A 19,257-nucleotide genomic window follows, 5' to 3' on the forward strand; every position below is an offset into this window, starting at 1 on the left:
GCGCAGCGCGCGTCCGCTACTGGGACGCCGCGCGCAGTTTCGAGATCTCGTAGAGCGTGACGGATGCCGCGATGCCGGCATTGAGCGACTCGGTCGCGGCTTCGATCGGAATCGACACGATGGCGTCGCACGTCTCGGCGACGAGGCGCGAGAGACCCTTGCCCTCGCTGCCGACGACGATGACGATCGGACGGTCGGCCCACGACAGGCCGGGCAACGAGACGTCGCCGCCGCCGTCGAGGCCGAGCACGAAGACCCCGCGCTCCTTGAGCGACTTCAGCGTTTGGGTGAGATTGGGCGCCATGGCGACGGGAATGCGGGCGGCGGCACCGGCCGAGGTCTTCCAGGCCGCGGCATTGACGCCGACCGAGCGACGCTGCGGCACGATGACCCCCTGACCTCCGAACGCGCCCGTGGATCGCAGGATCGCGCCGAGGTTGCGAGGGTCGGTGATGCCGTCGAGCGCCACGAGCAGCGGGGTCTCGTCGCGTGCGAGCACCTCGTCGAGCATCTCGATGGGGTGCGCGTACTCATAGGGCGGCACCTTGAGCGCGATGCCCTGGTGCACCGAGTCGGGGCCGGCCAGGCGGTCGAGCTCGGGACGCATGATCTCGAGCATGGGGATGCCGCGGTTGTTGGCGAGCTTCATCGCCTCTTTCACGCGGTCGTCGATCTCGACCCGGGCGGCGATGTAGAGCGTCGACGCGGGGATGCGCGCGCGCAGCGCCTCGACAACCGAGTTGCGGCCGGTGACGATCTCGGCCTCGTCGCCCGACTTCGAACGTCGCGCCGCACCCGATGCACCGCGCGGCGCGCCCGGGCGCCCCGCCCCACCCTTGCCGGCGACACGCTTGCCCCCGGCGGCGGCGTAGCGCTCTTGGGCGGCCTTGCGCTTGCCCGCGGGGTGCCAGGCCCGGTCTTCGGCCTTCGGCGTGGGGCCCTTGCCTTCGAGGGCCTGACGCCCCTGGCCGCCCGAGCCGACCTGCTTGTTCTTCGCCTTGCGTACTGCTCCGGCGCGCGACTTGCCGCTGCTGCCCTTCATGATCCCAAGCTCCAATGCGTGCCGGTCTGACTGTCTTCGATGGTGATGCCCGCAGCCGAGAGCTCGGCGCGGATGCGGTCGGCCGCGGCGTAGTCCCTCGCCTCACGGGCGGCCTGGCGATCTTCGATGAGCCGCGTCACGAGGGCGTCGAGCGCTGATGTCGCGGGTCCGGCGTCGCCCGAGGCCCAGTGCGGATCTCGCGGGTCGATGCCGAGCACCTCGACCATCGCGACGACCTGCCCGTGCGCGACGGCGGCGTCGTGCAGCTCCTCGTCGTCGAGGGATTGGTTGCCCGCCCGCACGGTGTCGTGCAGCACGGCGAGCGCCTGCGGCACGCCGAAATCGTCGTCCATGGCGTCGGCGAAGGCATCGGGAATCACCGGGCTGCCCACGCCCGCGTACCTGGTGCCGGCGAGCCGGCGCTCGACGCGCTCGAGGAACCCGCGGATGCGGTCGACCGTGGCCTCGGCCTCGGTGAGCGAGCTCGGCGCGTAGTCGAGCGTCGAACGGTAGTGCGCCCCCCCGAGCAGGTAGCGCACCGCGAGCGGCGAGGCGAGGCCGAACAGTTCGGCGGCGTACACCGAGTTGCCGAGGGACTTCGACATCTTCTGCCCGCCGACGTTCACGAGCCCGTTGTGCACCCAGTAGTGCGCGAAGCCGTCGCCGGCCGCGGTCGACTGGGCGAGCTCGTTCTCGTGGTGCGGGAATCGCAGGTCGAGCCCACCTCCGTGGATGTCGAACTCGGCGCCGAGGTAGCGCGCGGCCATCGCCGAGCACTCGATGTGCCAGCCCGGCCGCCCGTCGCCCCATGGCGAGTGCCAGCTCGCCGACTCGGGCTCGGACTGCTTGTGGCCCTTCCAGAGCGCGAAGTCGCGCGGGTCGCGCTTACCGCGCGGGTCGGCGTCGGCCGCGGCCTCCATCTTGTCGCGGGACTGCCGGGTGAGCTCGCCGTAGGCCGGCCAGCTCGAGGTGTCGAAGTAGACGTCGCCTGTGCCGTCGGGTGCAGGATACGCGTGCCCGCGTTCGATGAGCCGCGCGATGATCTCTTGCATCTGCGCCACGCTCGCCGTCGCCCGCGGTTCGTAGGTCGGCGCGAGAATGCCGAGCGAGGCATAGGCCGCCGTGAACTCGAGTTCGACACGGTAGGCGAGGGCGTACCACTGCTCGTCGCCGGCCGCGTTCAGGATCTTGTCGTCGATGTCGGTGACGTTGCGGATGAACGCCACGTCGTTGCCGCGGTAGGCGAACCATCGACGCATGATGTCGTAGACGAGGGCGCTGCGCAGGTGCCCGATGTGCGGGCTCGACTGCACGGTCGGCCCGCAGACGTACATGCCGACGTGCCCCTCGCGAAGGGGCACGAAGTCACGCAGGGCCTGGGCCTTCGAGTCGTAGAGTCGCACGGTCACCCGCCAAGCCTACCGGCGCGCCCCCGTCCTTCCGCTGTGCCGCCCGTTCAGGGCTCAGGCGGGGAGGATGAGGGCCGTCGCGATCGCGGCGATGCCCTCGCCCCGGCCCGTGAAGCCGAGCGCGTCGCTCGTGGTCGCGCTCACGCTCACCGGCGCGCCGAGCACCCGTGAGAGCAACGCCTCGGCCTCGGCTCGGCGGGGCGCCAGCTTGGGCCGGTTGCCGACGACCTGCACGGTGACGTTTCCGATCGAGAATCCGGATGCCTCGACGAGGCGTCTCGTCTCGGCGAGGAAGACCTCGCCGTGGGCGCCGTCGAATCGGGGGTCGTCGGTGCCGAAGACCTGGCCGACGTCGCCGATTGCCGCCGCCGCGAGCAGTGCGTCGCAGATCGCATGTGCTGCGACGTCGCCGTCGCTGTGCCCCGAGAGCCCTCGCTCGCCGGGCCAGTGCAGGCCGGCCAGCCAGAGCGCGGTTCCTGCGTCGGCGGCGAAGGCGTGCACGTCGGTGCCCGTGCCGATGCGCGGCGGCGCGCCGAACCGGGGTGTTCGCCCCGTGCGTTCCGCGACGAGCTGCTCGGCGCGGTGAAGGTCGGCCGGCACGGTGATCTTGAACGCTCGAACGTCGCCCGGCACCATGTCGACGGCGAGGCCGGACGATGCCACGAGCGCCGCGTCGTCGGTGAACTCGCCGCGCGCCGTCGCATAGGCGTGGTCGAGCGCCCGGCGCGGGAAGCCCTGCGGCGTCTGCACCGCGCGCAACTGCGACCGGTCGACGGTCTCGACGACGCTGCCGTCGCCACCGACCCGCTTGATGGTGTCGACGACGTCGAGGGCGGGAACGATGCCGCGATTGCGGGCCCGCACGGCGCCGGCGACCTCGTCGAACACGAGGCTCGGCGTGAGGGCACGCGCCGCGTCGTGCACGAGCACCGTGTCGATTCCCGGCGGAAGCACGGCCAGCCCGCGCGAGACGGATTCCTGCCGGCTCGCGCCGCCGGCGACGACGTCGAGCACGGCGGATGCCGCGACCACGGCAGACCCGAACGACGACCGGGTCGAGTCGACCCGATCGTCGGGAACCACCAGCACGAGGTGCGGCGGCGATGCCATTCCGAGCACGCCGGCGACGGCCGCAGCGAGCACGGTGCCGTCGCCGAGCGGCACGAATGCCTTCGGTTCAGGGTGCCCGAGACGCGTGCCGCTTCCGGCCGCGACGATGATGACGGCGATCGTGGGCGTGCTCATGGCACGAGCGTAGCTAGGAGGCGAGCACCTCGTCGAGCACGGTCGAGGCCGCCTCTTCGTCGGTCTTCTCGGCGAGCGCCAGCTCGGAGATGAGGATCTGACGTGCCTTCGCGAGCATGCGCTTCTCACCGGCCGAGAGCCCGCGGTCTTGGTCGCGACGCCACAGGTCGCGCACGACCTCGGAGACCTTGATCACGTCACCCGAGGCGAGCTTCTCGAGGTTCGCCTTGTAGCGGCGCGACCAGTTGGTGGGCTCTTCGGTGAAGGGGGCTCGAAGCACCTCGAAGACCTTGTCGAGGCCTTCTTTTCCGATGACGTCGCGCACGCCGACGAGGTCGACGTTCTCGGCAGGAACCTCGATGACGAGGTCGCCCTGCGTGACGTTCAGCTTGAGGTAGAGCTTCTCTTCACCTTTGATGATTCGTTTCTTCACTTCGGTGATCGTTGCGGCACCGTGGTGGGGGTAAACGACGGTTTCGCCAACCTCAAAAAGCATGAATATGTGTCCTTTCGGCAACTCTCAGGATATCACATTCGAGATCGTGCTAAGGTTCCGCCTCCCCTTCGGGTGGGCACCGCGGCCGTAGGATATGCTCGGATTCGATTCTTCGCGCGCGCCCGAAACGGCCGCGTGCCCGCTCGCTCTTGGAGGTTCTGTGAAGGCGCGTCTCGCGGCATCGGCTGCTCTGGCTCTCGGCATCGCGCTCGGCGCGAGCGGTTGCGCGATGCTCACCTATCAGGCCACGACCGAGCCCTACGCCGCGAGCGACGGCGTCGCCGCCGACGTCGGCGACCTCGACCTGCGCAACATCCTCGTCGTGAGCGACGACGGCGACGCCGGCAACCTCGTGCTCACCGCCGTCAACAACGGCGAAGACGACGTCGAACTGAACGTGCAGATCGTCGACAGCGGCCAGACGCAGACCATCGAGGTCGCGGCCGGGTCCACCGTCGGTCTCGGCGTCTCCGACGTCGAGGGCATCGACGTGCTCGAGCCGGTGCTGCTCGAGGGCCTCGACACGCGGCCCGGCGCCCTCGTCGACCTCTACTTCCAGTACGGCTCGGCCGAGGGCATCGAGATCGGCGTCCCCGTGCTCGACAGCAGCCTGCCCGAATACGCCGACCTCGCCCCGTGACGCGTCGGGTGCCGCCGCCCGGCGACACCCCGCATGACGAAACGAACGGATGCCCCGGGGCATCCGCTCGTTCGTTTTCGCGCGCCTACGCCTCGAATCGGTAACCGAGCCCGCGCACGGTGACCAGCTGCACGGGTTCCGACGGCTGCGACTCGATCTTCGAACGGATGCGCTTGATGTGCACGTCGAGCGTCTTGGTGTCGCCGAAGTAGTCGGAGCCCCACACTCGGTCGATGAGCTGGCCCCGCGTGAGCACCCGACCGGGGTTGCGCATGAGCAGTTCGAGCAACTCGAATTCCTTGAGCGGCATGGGCACGGCCGTGCCGTCGACCTCGACCGTGTGCCGGTCGACGTCCATGCGCACCCGGCCGCCCTCGAGGATCGCCTCGTCGTAGTCGTCGACCTCGGTGCGCCGCCGCAGCACCGCCCGGATGCGGGCGAGCAGTTCGCGGGTGGAGTACGGCTTGGTGACGTAGTCGTCGGCGCCGAGCTCGAGGCCCACGACGATGTCGATCTCGGAATCCTTGGCCGTGAGCATGATGATGGGCACCGTCGAGCGCGACCGGATCTCACGGCAGACCTCGGTGCCCGGAAGGCCCGGCAGCATGAGGTCGAGCAGCATGAGGTCGGGTTCGGTCCGGTCGAACGCGGTGATCGCCGACGGTCCGTCGGCGGCCACCTCGACCTCGTAGCCCTCACGTTCGAGCAGGAAGCTGAGGGGGTCGCTCAACGCGATCTCGTCTTCGACGAGCAGGATTCGAGTCACGTACGGTCTCCTCGGTCGGATGCTGCGACCTTCGCAGCGCGTCGGCTGCCGCGACGCACGGCGGGCATCGGGTCTTGGGGCATGGGGTCGGCGGGTCGGTCGACGGGTCGGTCGCCGGTCGGCGACCCCGTCGCGTCGGACGCCTCGATGGGCGGCTCGGCGAGCGGAAGCCGGATCATGAAGGTCGACCCCCTGCTGGGCTGCGACCACACCCGCACATCGCCGCCGTGATTCTGAACGGTGTGCTTGACGATGCTGAGCCCGAGACCCGAGCCGCCGGTGTTGCGAGAGCGCGCCTGGTCGATGCGGTAGAACCGCTCGAACACCCGCTCGAGCTCATCGGCCTCGATGCCGATGCCCTGGTCGGTGACGGCGATCTCGACGGCGCCGTCGACGACCTTCGCGCCGACGCCCACGCGTCCACCCTCGCTCGAGTAGGCGATCGCGTTCGCGATGAGGTTGTGCACGGCGACGACCAGCAGCGACCGATCGCCGTAGACCTCGGCCTTCGACGACGCCTTCACGGCCACGTCGATGCCCTTCGCGGTGGCGACGACACGGTTCTGCTCGACCGCAGCCGCCACGATCTCATCGACCCTGAGCAGCACGTCGGTGCGCAGCGCCCCACGCGCCTGCAACCGGGAGAGCTCGATGACCTCGCTCGAGATGTGCGCGAGCCGGCTCGCCTCGACAGACAGGCGGCCGGCGAAGCGCCGCACCTGGTCGGGCTCGTCGGCGGCCTGATCGAGCGCCTCGGCGAGCAGGCTGACCGAGGCGATCGGGGTCTTCAACTCATGGCTGATGTTGGCGACGAAGTCGCGTCGCACCTCGTCGAGGCGGAACGACTCGGTGCGGTCCTCGGCGAGGAGCAGCACGAAACGCGTGCCGAGGCGTGCCGACCGCACGCGCAGCCGCAGGGGAGAGTCGGCGAACGGGCCGCGCGAGACCACGAAGTCCTCGCCGACGACCGGCTCACCCGTGCGGCGCACCGACGCGACGATCTCGAGCAGCTCGGGATGCACGAGCTGCTGGTTGCGCACAAGCCCCATGGCGACGGCACCGGGCGAAGCGCGCAGCACATTGTTGGACGGGTCGAGCACGATTCCCGCCGACTCCATGACGTCGAGCACCTGGTCGACGCCGTCGGGAATGGTGGGTGCGACGACCTTCGCCGCGCTGGCCCCGCGACGCTCGGCCATGTGCAGCACGATCATGAAGGCGGCCCCCAAGAAGAGGCCGAAGGCCAGCGCGGTGAGCACCAGCCACGTGGAGTCCATGCATTCAAGACTAGCCAGCCGATCAGTCCGTCTCGGCCGTTGACCGCCTGTGCGGCGGTACGTTAGGGGTTGTTCAGCATTCCGGCACCTGCTGTTCACCTGCCGCCGGAAAGATGTGCCGGGGCCGCAATGCCCCTGTCGCCCCGCGCCCGCCGCGCGCGACACCGAGAGACAAGGATTCGTACATGCGTGAGGTGTTCCAGCAGGAACTGGCCGAGGTTCAGGACCGACTCGTCGAGCTGGCCGAACTCGTGGCCGAGTCGATCGACAAGGCCACGCGCGCGTTCCACCAGTCCGAGGTGAGCCTCGCCGAAGAGGTGATCGCGAGCGACAACTTCATCGACCAGCGCACGGTGGCCCTCGATGAGCTGGCGATCACGATCCTGGCCCGCCAGCAGCCGGTGGCCCGCGACCTGCGCATCGTCGTGAGCGCACTGCGCATCAGCGCCTCGCTCGAACGCATGGGCGACATGTCGACCCACATCGCCCAGCTCGCCCGCTATCGCTTCCCCGACAAGGTGGTGCCCAAGTCGCTGCGGTCGACCTTCGCCGAGATGGGCCAGCTCGACGTCGAGATCGCGCGCAAGCTCGTCGAGCTGCTGCGCACCGAAGACGCGCAGCTCGCCGAAGAGATCCGCAACGACGACGACAAGGTCGACGCCCTGCACCTCGTGGTGTTCGACAAGGTGCTCGGCGAGACCTGGAAGGGCGAGGCCGTCGACACCGTCGACGCCACGCTCGCGAGCCGCTACCACGAGCGATTCGCCGACCACGCGGTGTCGATCGCCAAGAAGGTGCAGTACCTCGTGACCGGCGACTGGGATCCCGAGAAGTCCGCGAACTGACGCGGGACACGCCGGTGGTCGAGTCGCGACGCAGGAGCGTATCGAGACCGTCACCCGATCTCGATACGCTCGCTGGCGCTCGCTACTCGATCGGCGGAGGGGGTTACTTCTTGCCCTGCGCGGCCACAGCTGCGGCACCCGCGGCGGCAGCCTCGGGGTCGAGGTACTCGCCGGGCCCGAGCGGCATGAAGTCGTCGCCGAGGCGATACACGAGCGGGATTCCCGTGGGGATGTTGAGCTCGGCGATGTCGTCGTCGCTGATGCCGTCGAGGTGCTTCACGAGCGCGCGCAGCGAGTTGCCGTGGGCGGTGACGAGCACGACGTTGCCGGCCGCGAGGTCGGGGATGATGTCGGACTCCCAGTAGGGCAGCATGCGCGCGATGACGTCTTTCAGGCACTCGGTGCGCGGCATCTCGGCGTCGGTGAGGTTCGCGTAGCGCGGGTCACCGACCTGCGACCACTCGGCGTCGTCGGCCAGCACGGGCGGCGGCGTGTCGAACGAACGACGCCACAGCTGGAACTGCTCGGGCCCGTACTTCTCGAGGGTCTCGGCCTTGTCGAGGCCCTGCAGCGCACCATAGTGACGCTCGTTGAGCCGCCACGAGCGACGCACGTCGATCCAGGCGCGGTCGGCGACGTCGAGGGCGATGTTCGCCGTCTGGATCGCGCGCGTGAGCACCGAGGTGTGCTGCACGTCGGGCAGCAGCCCCGACTCGCGCAGCAGCTCGCCGGCGCGTGCGGCTTCGGTCTCGCCGAGCTCTGAGAGCCTGACGTCGACCCAACCGGTGAACAGGTTCTTCTGGTTCCATTCGCTCTGGCCGTGGCGCAGCAGCACGAGGGTGTGAGGCATGCGAACCAGCCTAGCGGCGAGGCATCCGCTCGCCTGATCGCATGAATCCCGATGACGGCGACGGATGCCGCGACCCGCCCCGCGGGCCTGCGAGACTTGCACCATGCCGGTCGGATCCATCACGCGCGGGACGACGAACACGAATCGCCTGCGGCGCATCGACCGATGGATCGGCGCCCAGTCGGCGCTGCGTCACGCCACCGACGCGTTCGTCGTCGACCTGGGCTACGGCGCGAGCGGCGTGACCGCGCTCGAGCTCGCGGCGCGGCTCGCGCACGTGCGGACCGACGTCGACGTGCTCGGGCTCGAGATCGACCCCGCCCGCGTGCGCACCGCCCGGCAGCAGCTGGCGCAGGTGCGCGCCGGCGAGACGCACTTCGACGCGGGCCTGCGGGTCGACTTCGCGCGCGGCGGGTTCGAGGTGCCGACTCCCGGCGACCGGCGCCCCGCGATCATCAGGGCGTTCAACGTGCTGCGACAGTACGACGAGCGCGACGTCGCGGCCGCCTGGGCGCGCATGGCCGCTCGGCTCGCGCCGGGCGGGCTGCTCGTCGAGGGCACTTGCGACGAGCTCGGGCGCGTCGCGAGCTGGGTGGGCGTCGACGCATCGGGACCGCGCACGTTCACCATCAGCCTGCGCCGCTCGGGGCTCGAGACTCCGTCAATCGTCGCCGAGCGACTGCCGAAGGCGCTCATCCATCGCAACGTGCCCGGCGAGCGCATCCACGAACTGCTCGCCACCCTCGACCGGGCCTGGCGCGTGCATGCGCCGACGTCGGTCTACGGGCCGTCGCAGCGATGGATCGCGACCATCGCCACCGTGCGGCACGAGGGGTGGCACGTGATCGGCGGACCGCGCCGGTCGCGGCTCGGCGAGATCACCGTGCCGTGGAGTGCGGTGGCTCCCGCCTGACGGCCCCACCCCGCGCCTCCGCACGTGTGCGCAATTCAGGTGCGGAGGTGTGTCGTGCCCCGCATCCTCGGCGTGTCAGGACGACACGCCGAGTGCCAACCTGAATTGCGCACATGACGAGCGGCGAGGAGGCGCATCGGGTGGATGAGGCGTGGTCGGGTCGGGCCGGGTCGGGCCGGGTCGGGTCGGGTCAGGGCTTGCGCACGCCGAGGCGCGGCAGGCGTGGCACGTCGACGGCCGCACCGGCGCCGGCAGGGACGATCTCGACCTGCGCCGCCGCGACCTCGATGCCGTGGCTGAGCACGATGAGCGGCAGGTCGGCCGGCACCGCGCGCTTGACGACCGCGAGCGCGATGGGCCCGAGCTCATGGTGCATCGCGCTCGACGTGATGCGGCCGACCGCGCGGCGCTCGGGCGCCTCGCCCGGCGAGGGTTCGGGACGCACCTTCTCGCCGATGACCTCGTCGCCGGGCGCGGGCAGCACCGTGTCGCTGCCATCGAGGTGCAGCAGCACGAGTCGGCGCGGCGGACGCCCGAGGTTCAGCACCTTCGCGACCGTCTCTTGGCCCTTGTAGCAGCCCTTGCCGAGGTCGACGGCGCTGCGCAGCCAGTCGAGCTCGTGCGGGATCGTCTTCTCGTCGACCTCGGTCGCACGGCGCGGACGCCACGCGGCGATGCGCAGCGCCTCGGCGGCGAGCGATCCGGCGACGGCCACGCGGCCGGCCGCCACGGCGGCGGCTGCGTCGGCGAGCGCGGTGCGCGGCACGATGCGCTCGATCCAGTGCCAGTCGGATGCCGGGTGGCCGGACGGATCGGCGTACTGGTGGGCACCCGGCCGGGGCGAGGCCCAGGGGTCGGTCCAGTCGAGGGCCACTGCGGCGGGCGCCGCCGCGGGTACGGCGGCATCGAGCGCGGCCGCGGACATCGCGGCGATCACCGCGTACTCGGCGCTGCGGTCGGCGACTTCGACACGAAGCATGAAGCGCATGCGGTCGAGGAACGCCGCCAGCGGTGCGGCCTCGTCGCCCTCGACGATGAGCCAACTCGATTCGCCGTCGTCGACGAGGTGCACGGCATGTTCGATGTGGCCCGATGCGTCGAGCAGCAGCGCCTCGGCACTCTCGCCGGGGGCGAGGTGGTCGACGGCCTGGCTCGCCATCGAGTGCAGCCACGACAGTCGGTCGGGGCCGGTGATGACCACGAGACCGCGGCCCGAGAGGTCGACGATGGCGTCACCGCCTTCGAGCTTGCGCTGCTCGACGATGGGATTGCCGTAGTGGCCTGCTACTCCGAGGTCGAGCGCCTCGGCCGGAACGGCCCCCGAGAGGGCGAGGAACGGTGACACGGTCATCAGTCGACCTTCGCGAGTCGGGCCGACGCGTGGGTGCGCAGGTCTTGGCCGAGCGCCGCGATGTCCCACGCCCAGAGCAGGTGCGCGTCGACGAGGCCGTAGAGCCGGGTCGCCGCCGCGTAGTCTTTCGCGCCGGCAGCTCGCATGACGGCGTCGGTGGCGAGGTCGATGCGCGGACCCTTAACCCGGCCGAGGTAGAGCTCGCTGACCCCGCCCGGATGCACGATCGACACCTCGAGGTCGAAGCCCCCGTCGGTGTTGCGCAGCTGCTCGACGGCCTCGGCGTCGGGGTAGCGCGCATCACCCACCGCGGGCAGGAGCGCCGGCCCGGGATCGCCCTCGCCCTGCTCGCGGGCGAGCCGCCAGTAGCCGGTCTCGGTCGCGAGCGGCGTCGGCTCACCGCCGTCATCGGCGGGGAACAGCCATGTGTACGACGTGTAGTTCAAGTGCGGGAGCCCGTCGTGGCTGAAGCTCACGCGCTGCCCGAACTCGTGCGTGACCGACGCCTCGCCGACCTTGTAGTCGATGACGCCCGACCCCTCCCAGACCCCGAGGAGCCACGAGAGGGGCACCAGCTCGGCCGGCAGGTCGAGAGGGAGCTCGATCATCGCCACGCCTTCACCGGCACCTAGCGCTGACCCTTGAAGAGCTTGTAGACGACGACGCCGCTGACCCACGCGATCGCGAGGCTCGCGAGGCCGAGCAGGCCGATGAAAAGGAGTTCGAGGGCGAGCAACTCAGACATGCTCCGAGTCTATCGGCTCACCGCAGGGCGACCGGCGCGACGACCGCCGCCGCGAGCACGACCATCACGACCGCGCCCGCGATGCTCGCCGCGACCCGGCCGACGAACCCCTCGGGCCGGCGGGTGGCCAGCTGAACGGCGAGGGTCATGATCACCACCACGGCGAGTACCACGCCGAGCGCGGCGAAGATGCCGAGCGCGCCCAACCCGGCGAACCAGTCGGCGCCGCGCGCGAAGGCGAGACCCACCACGACACCGACCCCGACGAGGGCGATCGCCCAGACCGACGCGATGCCGGGCCATCCGCTGCTCACTGCCGGCTTCTCGGCCATCGTCGCTCCCCAGGGTTCGATGTCGCGGACGGGGTCGGCCCGTCCCGTAGTATTGACCGCACCTTACTACTGGAGGGTGTGGCGTGGCGCAGCTGCTGATCTTGACGCCGGCAGCCAACGATGACGTTCTTCCGGCTCTTCCGCTCCTGTCTCATCGAGTCCGGGTCATCCCGGCCTCGCCCGAGCAGCTGGTCAAGGCGCCCGAATCCGATCTCGTGTTCCTCGACGCGCGCACCAACCTGGCGGGCGCGAAGGCGCTCTGCCAGATCCTTCGCACGACCGGGCTCTCGGTGCCGCTCGTGCTCGTCGTGACCGAGGGCGGGCTCACGGCCGTCACGCCCGACTGGGGCGTCGACGACGTCGTGCTCGAGCACGCCGGCCCCGCCGAGGTCGATGCGCGCATCAGACTCGCCATCGGCCGATCGCAGCGTTCGACGCCGAATGAGCGCATCCAAACTTCGGGGGTTGTCATCGACGAGGCCAGCTACTCCGCCAAGGTGCACGGTCGACCGCTCGACCTCACCTACAAGGAGTTCGAGTTGCTGCGCTTCCTCGCCGCCCATCCGTCGCGCGTGTTCACTCGCGAGCAGCTGCTGAGCGAGGTATGGGGCTATGACTACTTCGGTGGCACGCGCACGGTCGACGTGCACGTGCGGCGCCTTCGGGCCAAGCTCGGCGACCTCGAAAGCCTCATCGGCACCGTGCGCAACGTCGGCTACCGCTTCAACGTGCACGAAGACGACGAGGGCGCCCCGGCCGTACCGGCCCGCTGATCCGAGCCTCATATCCGGTTCTCACCGGATGGCATGATGAGGGCATGACCTCTGACAGCCTCATCGAGGACGAGCGCACCTCCGACCGGACGGCGAGCGACTTCGACGATGACTTCGAGCCGTTCGATATCGAGGGCGCGCCCGAGCTGCCCGCCGAGCGGTACCTCGATCGCGAGCTCAGCTGGCTGGCGTTCAACCAGCGGGTGCTCGAATTGGCTGAAGACCCGACGCTTCCGGTGCTCGAGCGGGCGAATTTCCTCGCCATCTTCGCGTCGAACCTCGACGAGTTCTTCATGGTGCGCGTCGCCGGCCTGAAGCGCCGCATCATGACCGGGCTCGCGGTGCCCACCAACGTCGGCCGCGCCCCGATGGACGTGCTCGTCGACATCTCGACGAAGGCGCACGAACTGCAGGAGCGGCACGCCGCCGCGTATCAGGAACTCGTGAAGCCCGCCCTCGAAGCGGCGGGCATCCAGGTGGTGACCTGGGACGAGCTCGGCGACGACGAGCACGCCCACCTGCGCGCCTACTTCGGCGCCCAGATCTTTCCGGTGCTGATGCCGCTCGCGGTCGACCCGGCGCATCCGTTCCCCTACATCTCGGGGCTCTCGCTCAACCTGTCGGTGCGCGTGCGCAACAGCCGCACCGGGCGACAGGAGTTCGCTCGCGTGAAGGTGCCGCAGATGCTGCCCCGCTTCGTGCGCGTCGACCCCAGCGAATCGGTGCAGCGGGTGCGCTTCATCACCCTCGAAGACCTCATCGCCAACCACCTCGGCGACCTCTTCCCCGGCATGGAGATCGTCGAGCACCATGTGTTCCGCGTCACCCGCAACGAAGACGTCGAGATCGAGGAGGACGAGACCGAGAACCTCATCAAGGCGCTCGAGAAAGAGCTGTTGCGGCGCCGGTTCGGCCCGCCGATCCGGCTCGAGATCACCGACGACATGGACGAGGTGACGCTCGGCCTGCTCGTGCGCGAGCTCGACGTCACCGAGCAGGAGGTCTATCGGCTTCCCGCGCCGCTCGACCTCGGCGGCCTCTTCGACCTGGCCCGGATCGATCGGCCCGACCTGCACTACGGCACTCACGTGCCCACCACCGCGTTGCAGTTGCAGCCCTCCGAGCCCAACCGGCGCGCCGACATCTTCAAGGCGATCTCGCGCCAAGACGTCTTGGTGCACCACCCTTACGAGTCGTTCGCGACGAGCGTGCAGGCCTTCCTCGAGCAGGCCGCCGCCGACCCCGACGTGCTCGCCATCAAGCAGACCCTCTACCGCACGTCGGGCGACAGCCCCATCGTCGAGGCGCTCATCGACGCGGCCGAGTCGGGCAAGCAGGTGCTCGCGCTCGTCGAGATCAAGGCCAGGTTCGACGAGCAGGCCAACATCACGTGGGCACGCAAGCTCGAGAAGGCCGGCGTGCACGTCGTCTACGGGCTCGTCGGGCTCAAGACGCACTGCAAGCTCGCGCTCGTCATCCGGCAGGAGAAAGACGGCCTGCGCCACTACAGCCACATCGGCACCGGCAACTACAACCCGAAGACGAGCCGCATCTACGAAGATCTGGGGCTCTTCACCACCGACGACCAGGTGGGCAAAGACCTCACGCGCCTGTTCAACGAACTCTCGGGCTATGCGATCGAGAAGAAGTTCAAGCGCCTGCTCGTGGCTCCCCTGCACCTGCGCAAGGGATTGCTGAAACTCATCACCACAGAGATCCGCAACGCAGAAGCAGGCCGGCCCAGCGGCATCCGCATCAAGGTCAATTCGATGGTCGACGAGGCGATCATCGACGCGCTCTACCGGGCATCGAACGCGGGCGTGCCCGTCGACGTGTGGGTGCGGGGCATCTGCAGCCTGCGTCCCGGCATCCCGGGGCTCAGCGAGAACATCAGGGTGCGCTCGATCGTGGGCCGCTACCTCGAGCACTCGCGCATCTTCACGTTCGTGAACGACGGCGACGTGCAGACCTACATCGGCTCCGCCGACATGATGCACCGCAACCTCGATCGCCGCGTCGAGGCGCTCGTACGACTCACCGACCCGGCGCACCTCGCCGAGATCAGCGCGCTCTTCGACCAGGCCATGGACGACTCGACGAGCACGTGGCACCTCGCCGGCGACGGCGTGTGGACCCGGCATTCGACCGATGAATCGGGACTCCCCCTCACCGACCTGCAGAATAGGCAGATGCTCGAGATCGGTCAGCGCAAGCGCAGCGGAAAACGCCGGTGACGTCGACGGCGATCTATGCGGCGGGCGCCGTCTGCTGGCGCATCATCGACGGCAAGTTGCACGTGCTGGTCATCCACCGCACGGTGTACGGCGATGTCACCATTCCCAAGGGCAAGGTCGACCCCGGCGAGTCGCTGCCGCAGACCGCGGTGCGAGAGATCGCTGAAGAGACCGGGCTCGCCGTCGCGCTCGGGGTGCCGCTCGGCGTCTCGCGCTACCCACTTTCGAGCGGGCGCGAGAAGATCGTGCACTACTGGGCGGCCGAGGTGAGCGAGCGCGCCGTGCAGCAGTCGACGTTCAAACCGAATTCCGAGGTAGCTGCCATCGAGTGGGTGACGCTCAAACGAGCGCGTGGCTACCTGAGCTACGAACCTGACGTCGAGATCCTCGACAACTTCGCGAAGCTCGTCGACCAGGGCGTGACCTCGACCTTTTCGCTCACGCTCCTGCGCCACGGCAAGGCCGTCGGACGCAGCGGCTGGTCGGGCACCGACACGTCGCGCCCGCTGACCGAGCGCGGCGTCGAGCAGGCCGCCGGCCTCGTGCACACGCTGACCGCGTGGGGCCTCAAGCGCATCGTTTCGAGCCCGGCGGTTCGCTGCGTCACCACGGTCGCCCCGCTCGGGGCAGCCACCGGCATCACGGTCAAGCGCGAGGCCGGCATCAGCCAGGACGCGTGGGAGGCGGGCGACGGCGAGGTGCGCCGCGTTGTCGGCAAGCGGGTGCGGTCGGGCAAGAACGCGGTGCTCTGCAGCCACGGTCCGGTGCTTCCCGAGATCATGCGCGAGATCGCGCTGGCGACGGGCACTCCCCTCGGTTCGTACGTGACCGCTGCCGCGGGACTCGAGCCGGGCGCGTTCAGCGTCGTGCACCTTTCGGCGACGAATTCGGGTTCGGGCATCATCGCCATCGAGACGCACGCGCCCCGCGCATAGCCGGCGGTTTCTGCGAGCCTCCTGCGAGACATCCGGAGCGACAGCGCTCGTTCACCTCCCGTTTACCGACGCAGCCCAAGCTCGTAAGGCGCGCTGATTAGCGTCGCAGGCGGGTCGGCACCGGCCCGAGAATCCTGCAATCGAACCCCGGAAGGGAATTCACGTGAACCTCAAGCGTTTCGGCGTGCCTGCCGTCATCGCCGTCACCGCGGCACTCGCACTCAGCTCCTGTGCCGCGAACGAAGGCGGAGCTGCGCCCGCGGAGTCCGCCTCGAGCCTCTCGGGCAACCTCGTCGGCGCAGGCGCCTCGTCGCAGGACGCCGCGCAGCAGTCGTGGATCGCCGGCTTCCAGACCGCGAACCCCGACGTCACGATCGACTACGACCCGTCGGGCTCGGGCGCAGGCCGCGAGACCTTCATCGAGGGCGCGAGCGACTTCGCCGGCTCCGACCGTGCGTTCAAGGACGACGAGCTCGCCGCCGGCGGCTTCGCCAAGTGCGCCCCCGACTCGACAATCGTCGAACTGCCGCTCTACATCTCGCCGATCGCCGTGATCTTCAACGTCGAGGGCGTCGACACGCTCAACCTCGACGCGGCGACCATCGCGGGCATCTTCGCCGGCACGATCACCAACTGGAACGACCCGGCCATCGCCGCGACCAACCCCGACGCGACCCTGCCCGACCTGGCGATCACGCCCGTGCACCGCTCCGACGACTCGGGCACCACCGAGAACTTCACCGAGTACCTCGGCGCCACTGCCGCCGATGTGTGGACCTACGAGGCAGACGGCGTCTGGCCGTTCGAGGGCGGTGAGGCTGCGCAGGGCACCTCGGGCCTCGTCGACGCCGTCACCAACGGCACCGGCACCATCGGCTACGCCGACGCCTCACGCGCCGGTGACCTCGGCACCGTCGCGGTGCAGGTCGGCGACGAGTTCGTCGAGTACTCGCCCGAGGCCGCAGCCGCCATCGTCGACGCCTCGCCGTTCGTCGAGGGCCGCGCCGACGGCGACCTCGCCATCGAGCTCGACCGCATCTCGACCGAAGCCGGCGTCTACCCGATCGTGCTCGTGAGCTACCTCATCGCCTGCGGCACCTACGCCGAGCCCGAGAACGTCGAGCTCGTGAAGTCGTACCTCTCGTACATCGCCAGCCCCGAGGGCCAGGACGCCGCGGCGGCCGACGCCGGCTCGGCTCCCATCTCGGACTCGCTCCGCGAGAAGATCACGGCTGCGATCGACTCGATCGGCTAGTAGGTTCGTGCCCGACCCCGAGTGTTCGCCGAGAACGACACGGGGTCGGGCACGGCCGTGTCCCCCATTCCACACCCGACACCGAGGATTGCGCCCCATGAGCACCACCACCGCGATCAAGGCGAAACAACGGCCCGGCGACCGGGTCTTCTCCGGCTCCGCCGTCTTCGCGGGGTCGATGATCCTCGTGACCCTGGCAGCCGTCGCGATCTTCCTGATCGTGCAGAGCCTCCCGGCCTTCTTCGCAGACAGCGAAGACGCCTCCATCCTGCCGACCAACTTCTGGGCCTACGTCGGCCCGCTCGTCTTCGGCACGGTCTGGGCGGCGACGCTCGCGCTCATCATGGCCATCCCGGTCTCGATCGGTATCGCCCTCTTCATCTCGCACTACGCGCCTCGTCGCCTGGCCTCGGTGCTCGGGTACATCGTCGACCTGCTCGCGGCCGTGCCCTCCGTCGTGTTCGGCCTCTGGGGCATCGGCGTGCTCGCCCCGGCCGTCCAGCCGCTCTACTCCTGGCTCGTCGACAACCTCGGCTGGTTCCCGTTGTTCGCCGGACCCGTCTCGGGCACCGGCCGCACGATCCTCACCGCCGGCATCGTGCTCGCCGTCATGGTGCTGCCCATCATGACGGCCATCTGCCGTGAGGTGTTCCTGCAGACCCCCGTGCTCCACGAGGAGGCGGCGCTCGCGCTCGGCGCGACCCGCTGGGAGATGATCCGCACCGCGGTGCTCCCGTTCGGCCGCTCGGGCATCATCTCGGCGGCGGTGCTCGGCCTCGGCCGTGCGCTCGGCGAGACCATGGCGGTGGCCATGGTGCTGTCCGCCTCGGGCGCGGTCACGTTCCAGCTGCTGACCTCGGTGAACCCCTCGACGATCGCCGCGAACATCGCCCTCAGCTTTCCCGAGGCGTACGGCATGAACGTCAACGTGCTCATCGCGACGGGCCTCATCCTCTTCATCGTGACCTTCGTCGTCAACGCGTTCGCCCGCTGGATCGTCAGCCGCCGCAAGGAATTCTCGGGAGCCAACTGATGACCACGACGACGAACAAGCCCGAACCCACGATGGTCGCCCCGATCGAGAACTCGCTCACGGCGGGTCGGTTGCCCAAGCCCGCGCCGTGGATCATCCTCGGCGCGGCGATCGCCGTGGGGGCAGCCATCTTCGGCGTCCTCGCCCTCGGCGGCGGCGACTTCAACTGGGGCGGCGCGATCGTCGTGGGCGCCCTGCTCTACATCCCGTCGATCTGGCTCTTCTCGATGCTCGTCGAGGGCCGGCGCCGCGCGATGGACCGCCTGGTCACCGCCCTCGTCACCGGCGCTTTCGTGCTCGCGATGATCCCGCTCATCTCACTGACGATCACGGTCGTGACCTACGGCGTCTCCCGGTTCGACGCGGAGTTCTTCACGTACTCGATGCGCAACGTCACGGGTGAGGGCGGCGGCGTGCTGCACGCCATCGTCGGCACGCTCCTCATCACCGGCGCGGCGGCGATCATCTCGATCCCGATCGGCCTCATGACCTCGATCTACCTGGTCGAGTACGGTCGCGGCCGGCTCGCCCGCGGCATCACCTTCCTCGTCGACGTCATGACCGGCATACCGTCGATCGTCGCCGGCCTGTTCGCGTACGCGCTCTTCTCCATCTTCTTGGGCCCGGGCACCCGCACCGGCATCGCCGGCGCGGTCTCGCTCGCGGTGCTCATGATCCCCGTCGTGGTGCGCTCGAGCGAGGAGATGCTGCGGCTCGTGCCGAACGAGCTGCGCGAGGCGGCCTACGCGCTCGGCGTGCCCAAGTGGCTGACGATCGTCAAGGTCGTGCTGCCCACGTCGATCGCCGGCATCACGACCGGCATCACGCTCGCGATCGCCCGCGTCATCGGCGAGACCGCACCGTTGCTCATCGCGGCCGGGTTCACCGCGAGCATGAACTACAACCTGTTCGACGGCCGCATGTCGTCGCTGCCCGTCTTCGTGTACACGCAGTACGCCAACCAGGGAAACCCTCCCGAGGCCTACCTCGACCGCGCGTGGGCCGCCGCCCTCACGCTCATCCTCATCGTCATGGCGCTGAACCTCATCGCCCGACTCGTCGCCCGCTTCTTCGCACCGAAGTTCGGCCGCTGATCCGCACGCCCAGTTAGGAAAC

General features: G+C 69.5%; 19 protein-coding genes. 9 read left to right on the forward strand and 10 right to left on the reverse strand.

Annotation, left to right across the window (positions count from 1 at the left end):
* Window positions 1-16 precede the first annotated feature (16 nt).
* Genes rlmB through ABD164_RS09185 form a run of 4 tightly spaced genes read right to left on the reverse strand, consistent with a single transcriptional unit; the run spans window position 17 to window position 4,192 of the window.
* On the reverse strand, window positions 17-1,042 hold the full coding sequence (rlmB, locus tag ABD164_RS09170; RefSeq protein ID WP_344295571.1) for a 23S rRNA (guanosine(2251)-2'-O)-methyltransferase RlmB: 1,026 nt from the start codon (window positions 1,040-1,042) through the stop codon (window positions 17-19).
* The gene (cysS, locus tag ABD164_RS09175) at window positions 1,039-2,451 is read right to left on the reverse strand and encodes a cysteine--tRNA ligase (protein ID WP_344295572.1); all 1,413 of its coding nucleotides are present in this window, start codon (window positions 2,449-2,451) and stop codon (window positions 1,039-1,041) included. The genes rlmB and cysS overlap by 4 nt, the downstream gene beginning before the upstream one ends.
* A gap of 54 nt (window positions 2,452-2,505) precedes the next feature.
* A complete protein-coding gene (gene ispD / locus ABD164_RS09180) occupies window positions 2,506-3,696 on the reverse strand; it encodes a 2-C-methyl-D-erythritol 4-phosphate cytidylyltransferase (RefSeq protein ID WP_344295573.1) in 1,191 nt (396 codons plus the stop codon).
* Window positions 3,697-3,709: 13 nt separating this feature from the next.
* A complete protein-coding gene (locus tag ABD164_RS09185; RefSeq protein WP_022889889.1) occupies window positions 3,710-4,192 on the reverse strand; it encodes a CarD family transcriptional regulator in 483 nt (160 codons plus the stop codon).
* A 160-nt stretch (window positions 4,193-4,352) separates the two neighbouring features.
* Between ABD164_RS09185 and ABD164_RS09190 the strand changes: the two genes are divergently transcribed.
* Window positions 4,353-4,832, forward strand: a complete 480-nt coding sequence (locus tag ABD164_RS09190) for a DNA modification methylase (RefSeq protein WP_344295575.1) — start codon at window positions 4,353-4,355, stop codon at window positions 4,830-4,832.
* 85 nt (window positions 4,833-4,917) lie between these two features.
* On the opposite strand, the gene ABD164_RS09195 is transcribed toward ABD164_RS09190, so the two are convergent.
* Window positions 4,918-5,598 (reverse strand): winged helix-turn-helix domain-containing protein, encoded by a 681-nt coding sequence (locus ABD164_RS09195; protein ID WP_344295576.1) that lies wholly within the window; start codon window positions 5,596-5,598, stop codon window positions 4,918-4,920.
* Window positions 5,595-6,875 carry a sensor histidine kinase gene (locus tag ABD164_RS09200; protein ID WP_344295577.1) on the reverse strand — a complete coding sequence of 427 codons (1,281 nt, stop codon included), beginning with the start codon at window positions 6,873-6,875 and terminating at the stop codon, window positions 5,595-5,597. The genes ABD164_RS09195 and ABD164_RS09200 overlap by 4 nt, the downstream gene beginning before the upstream one ends.
* Window positions 6,876-7,060: 185 nt before the next feature.
* On the opposite strand from ABD164_RS09200, the gene phoU reads away from it, so the two are divergent.
* Window positions 7,061-7,720, forward strand: coding sequence for a phosphate signaling complex protein PhoU (gene phoU / locus ABD164_RS09205; protein WP_344295578.1), 660 nt, complete (start codon window positions 7,061-7,063; stop codon window positions 7,718-7,720).
* A gap of 103 nt (window positions 7,721-7,823) precedes the next feature.
* Here phoU and ABD164_RS09210 read toward each other — a convergent pair whose 3' ends face one another.
* Entirely contained in the window at window positions 7,824-8,570 is a 747-nt protein-coding gene (locus tag ABD164_RS09210; protein WP_344295579.1) for a phosphoglyceromutase, read from the reverse strand.
* Window positions 8,571-8,673: 103 nt separating this feature from the next.
* Between ABD164_RS09210 and ABD164_RS09215 the strand changes: the two genes are divergently transcribed.
* Window positions 8,674-9,483, forward strand: a complete 810-nt coding sequence (locus tag ABD164_RS09215; RefSeq protein ID WP_344295580.1) for a class I SAM-dependent methyltransferase — start codon at window positions 8,674-8,676, stop codon at window positions 9,481-9,483.
* A gap of 190 nt (window positions 9,484-9,673) precedes the next feature.
* On the opposite strand, the gene ygfZ is transcribed toward ABD164_RS09215, so the two are convergent.
* From ygfZ to ABD164_RS09230, 3 genes are all read right to left on the reverse strand, one after another.
* Window positions 9,674-10,834: a CAF17-like 4Fe-4S cluster assembly/insertion protein YgfZ gene (ygfZ, locus tag ABD164_RS09220; protein WP_344295582.1), complete on the reverse strand. Its 1,161-nt coding sequence runs from the start codon at window positions 10,832-10,834 to the stop codon at window positions 9,674-9,676.
* The gene (locus tag ABD164_RS09225) at window positions 10,834-11,442 is read right to left on the reverse strand and encodes a nitrobindin family protein (RefSeq protein WP_344295583.1); all 609 of its coding nucleotides are present in this window, start codon (window positions 11,440-11,442) and stop codon (window positions 10,834-10,836) included. Before ABD164_RS09225 ends, ygfZ begins: the two co-directional genes overlap by 1 nt.
* A 154-nt stretch (window positions 11,443-11,596) precedes the next feature.
* Entirely contained in the window at window positions 11,597-11,911 is a 315-nt protein-coding gene (locus ABD164_RS09230; RefSeq protein WP_344295586.1) for a hypothetical protein, read from the reverse strand.
* An 83-nt stretch (window positions 11,912-11,994) separates the two neighbouring features.
* Here ABD164_RS09230 and ABD164_RS09235 point away from each other — a divergent pair, with 83 nt between their 5' ends.
* The 6 genes from ABD164_RS09235 (at window position 11,995) to pstA (ending at window position 19,235) form a co-directional block, all read left to right on the forward strand.
* Window positions 11,995-12,684: a response regulator transcription factor gene (locus ABD164_RS09235; RefSeq protein ID WP_344295587.1), complete on the forward strand. Its 690-nt coding sequence runs from the start codon at window positions 11,995-11,997 to the stop codon at window positions 12,682-12,684.
* Window positions 12,685-12,728: 44 nt separating this feature from the next.
* Window positions 12,729-14,918, forward strand: coding sequence for an RNA degradosome polyphosphate kinase (locus tag ABD164_RS09240; protein WP_344295589.1), 2,190 nt, complete (start codon window positions 12,729-12,731; stop codon window positions 14,916-14,918).
* Window positions 14,915-15,853 (forward strand): NUDIX hydrolase, encoded by a 939-nt coding sequence (locus ABD164_RS09245; protein WP_344295590.1) that lies wholly within the window; start codon window positions 14,915-14,917, stop codon window positions 15,851-15,853. Before ABD164_RS09240 ends, ABD164_RS09245 begins: the two co-directional genes overlap by 4 nt.
* 163 nt (window positions 15,854-16,016) lie before the next feature.
* A complete protein-coding gene (locus tag ABD164_RS09250) occupies window positions 16,017-17,108 on the forward strand; it encodes a phosphate ABC transporter substrate-binding protein PstS (RefSeq protein ID WP_344295591.1) in 1,092 nt (363 codons plus the stop codon).
* 97 nt (window positions 17,109-17,205) lie between these two features.
* Window positions 17,206-18,141, forward strand: coding sequence for a phosphate ABC transporter permease subunit PstC (gene pstC / locus ABD164_RS09255; protein ID WP_344295593.1), 936 nt, complete (start codon window positions 17,206-17,208; stop codon window positions 18,139-18,141).
* Window positions 18,141-19,235 carry a phosphate ABC transporter permease PstA gene (pstA, locus tag ABD164_RS09260; RefSeq protein WP_344295594.1) on the forward strand — a complete coding sequence of 365 codons (1,095 nt, stop codon included), beginning with the start codon at window positions 18,141-18,143 and terminating at the stop codon, window positions 19,233-19,235. The genes pstC and pstA overlap by 1 nt, the downstream gene beginning before the upstream one ends.
* Window positions 19,236-19,257 lie beyond the last annotated feature (22 nt).

This window comes from Agromyces neolithicus (assembly GCF_039529735.1).
Taxonomy (GTDB): domain Bacteria; phylum Actinomycetota; class Actinomycetes; order Actinomycetales; family Microbacteriaceae; genus Agromyces; species Agromyces neolithicus.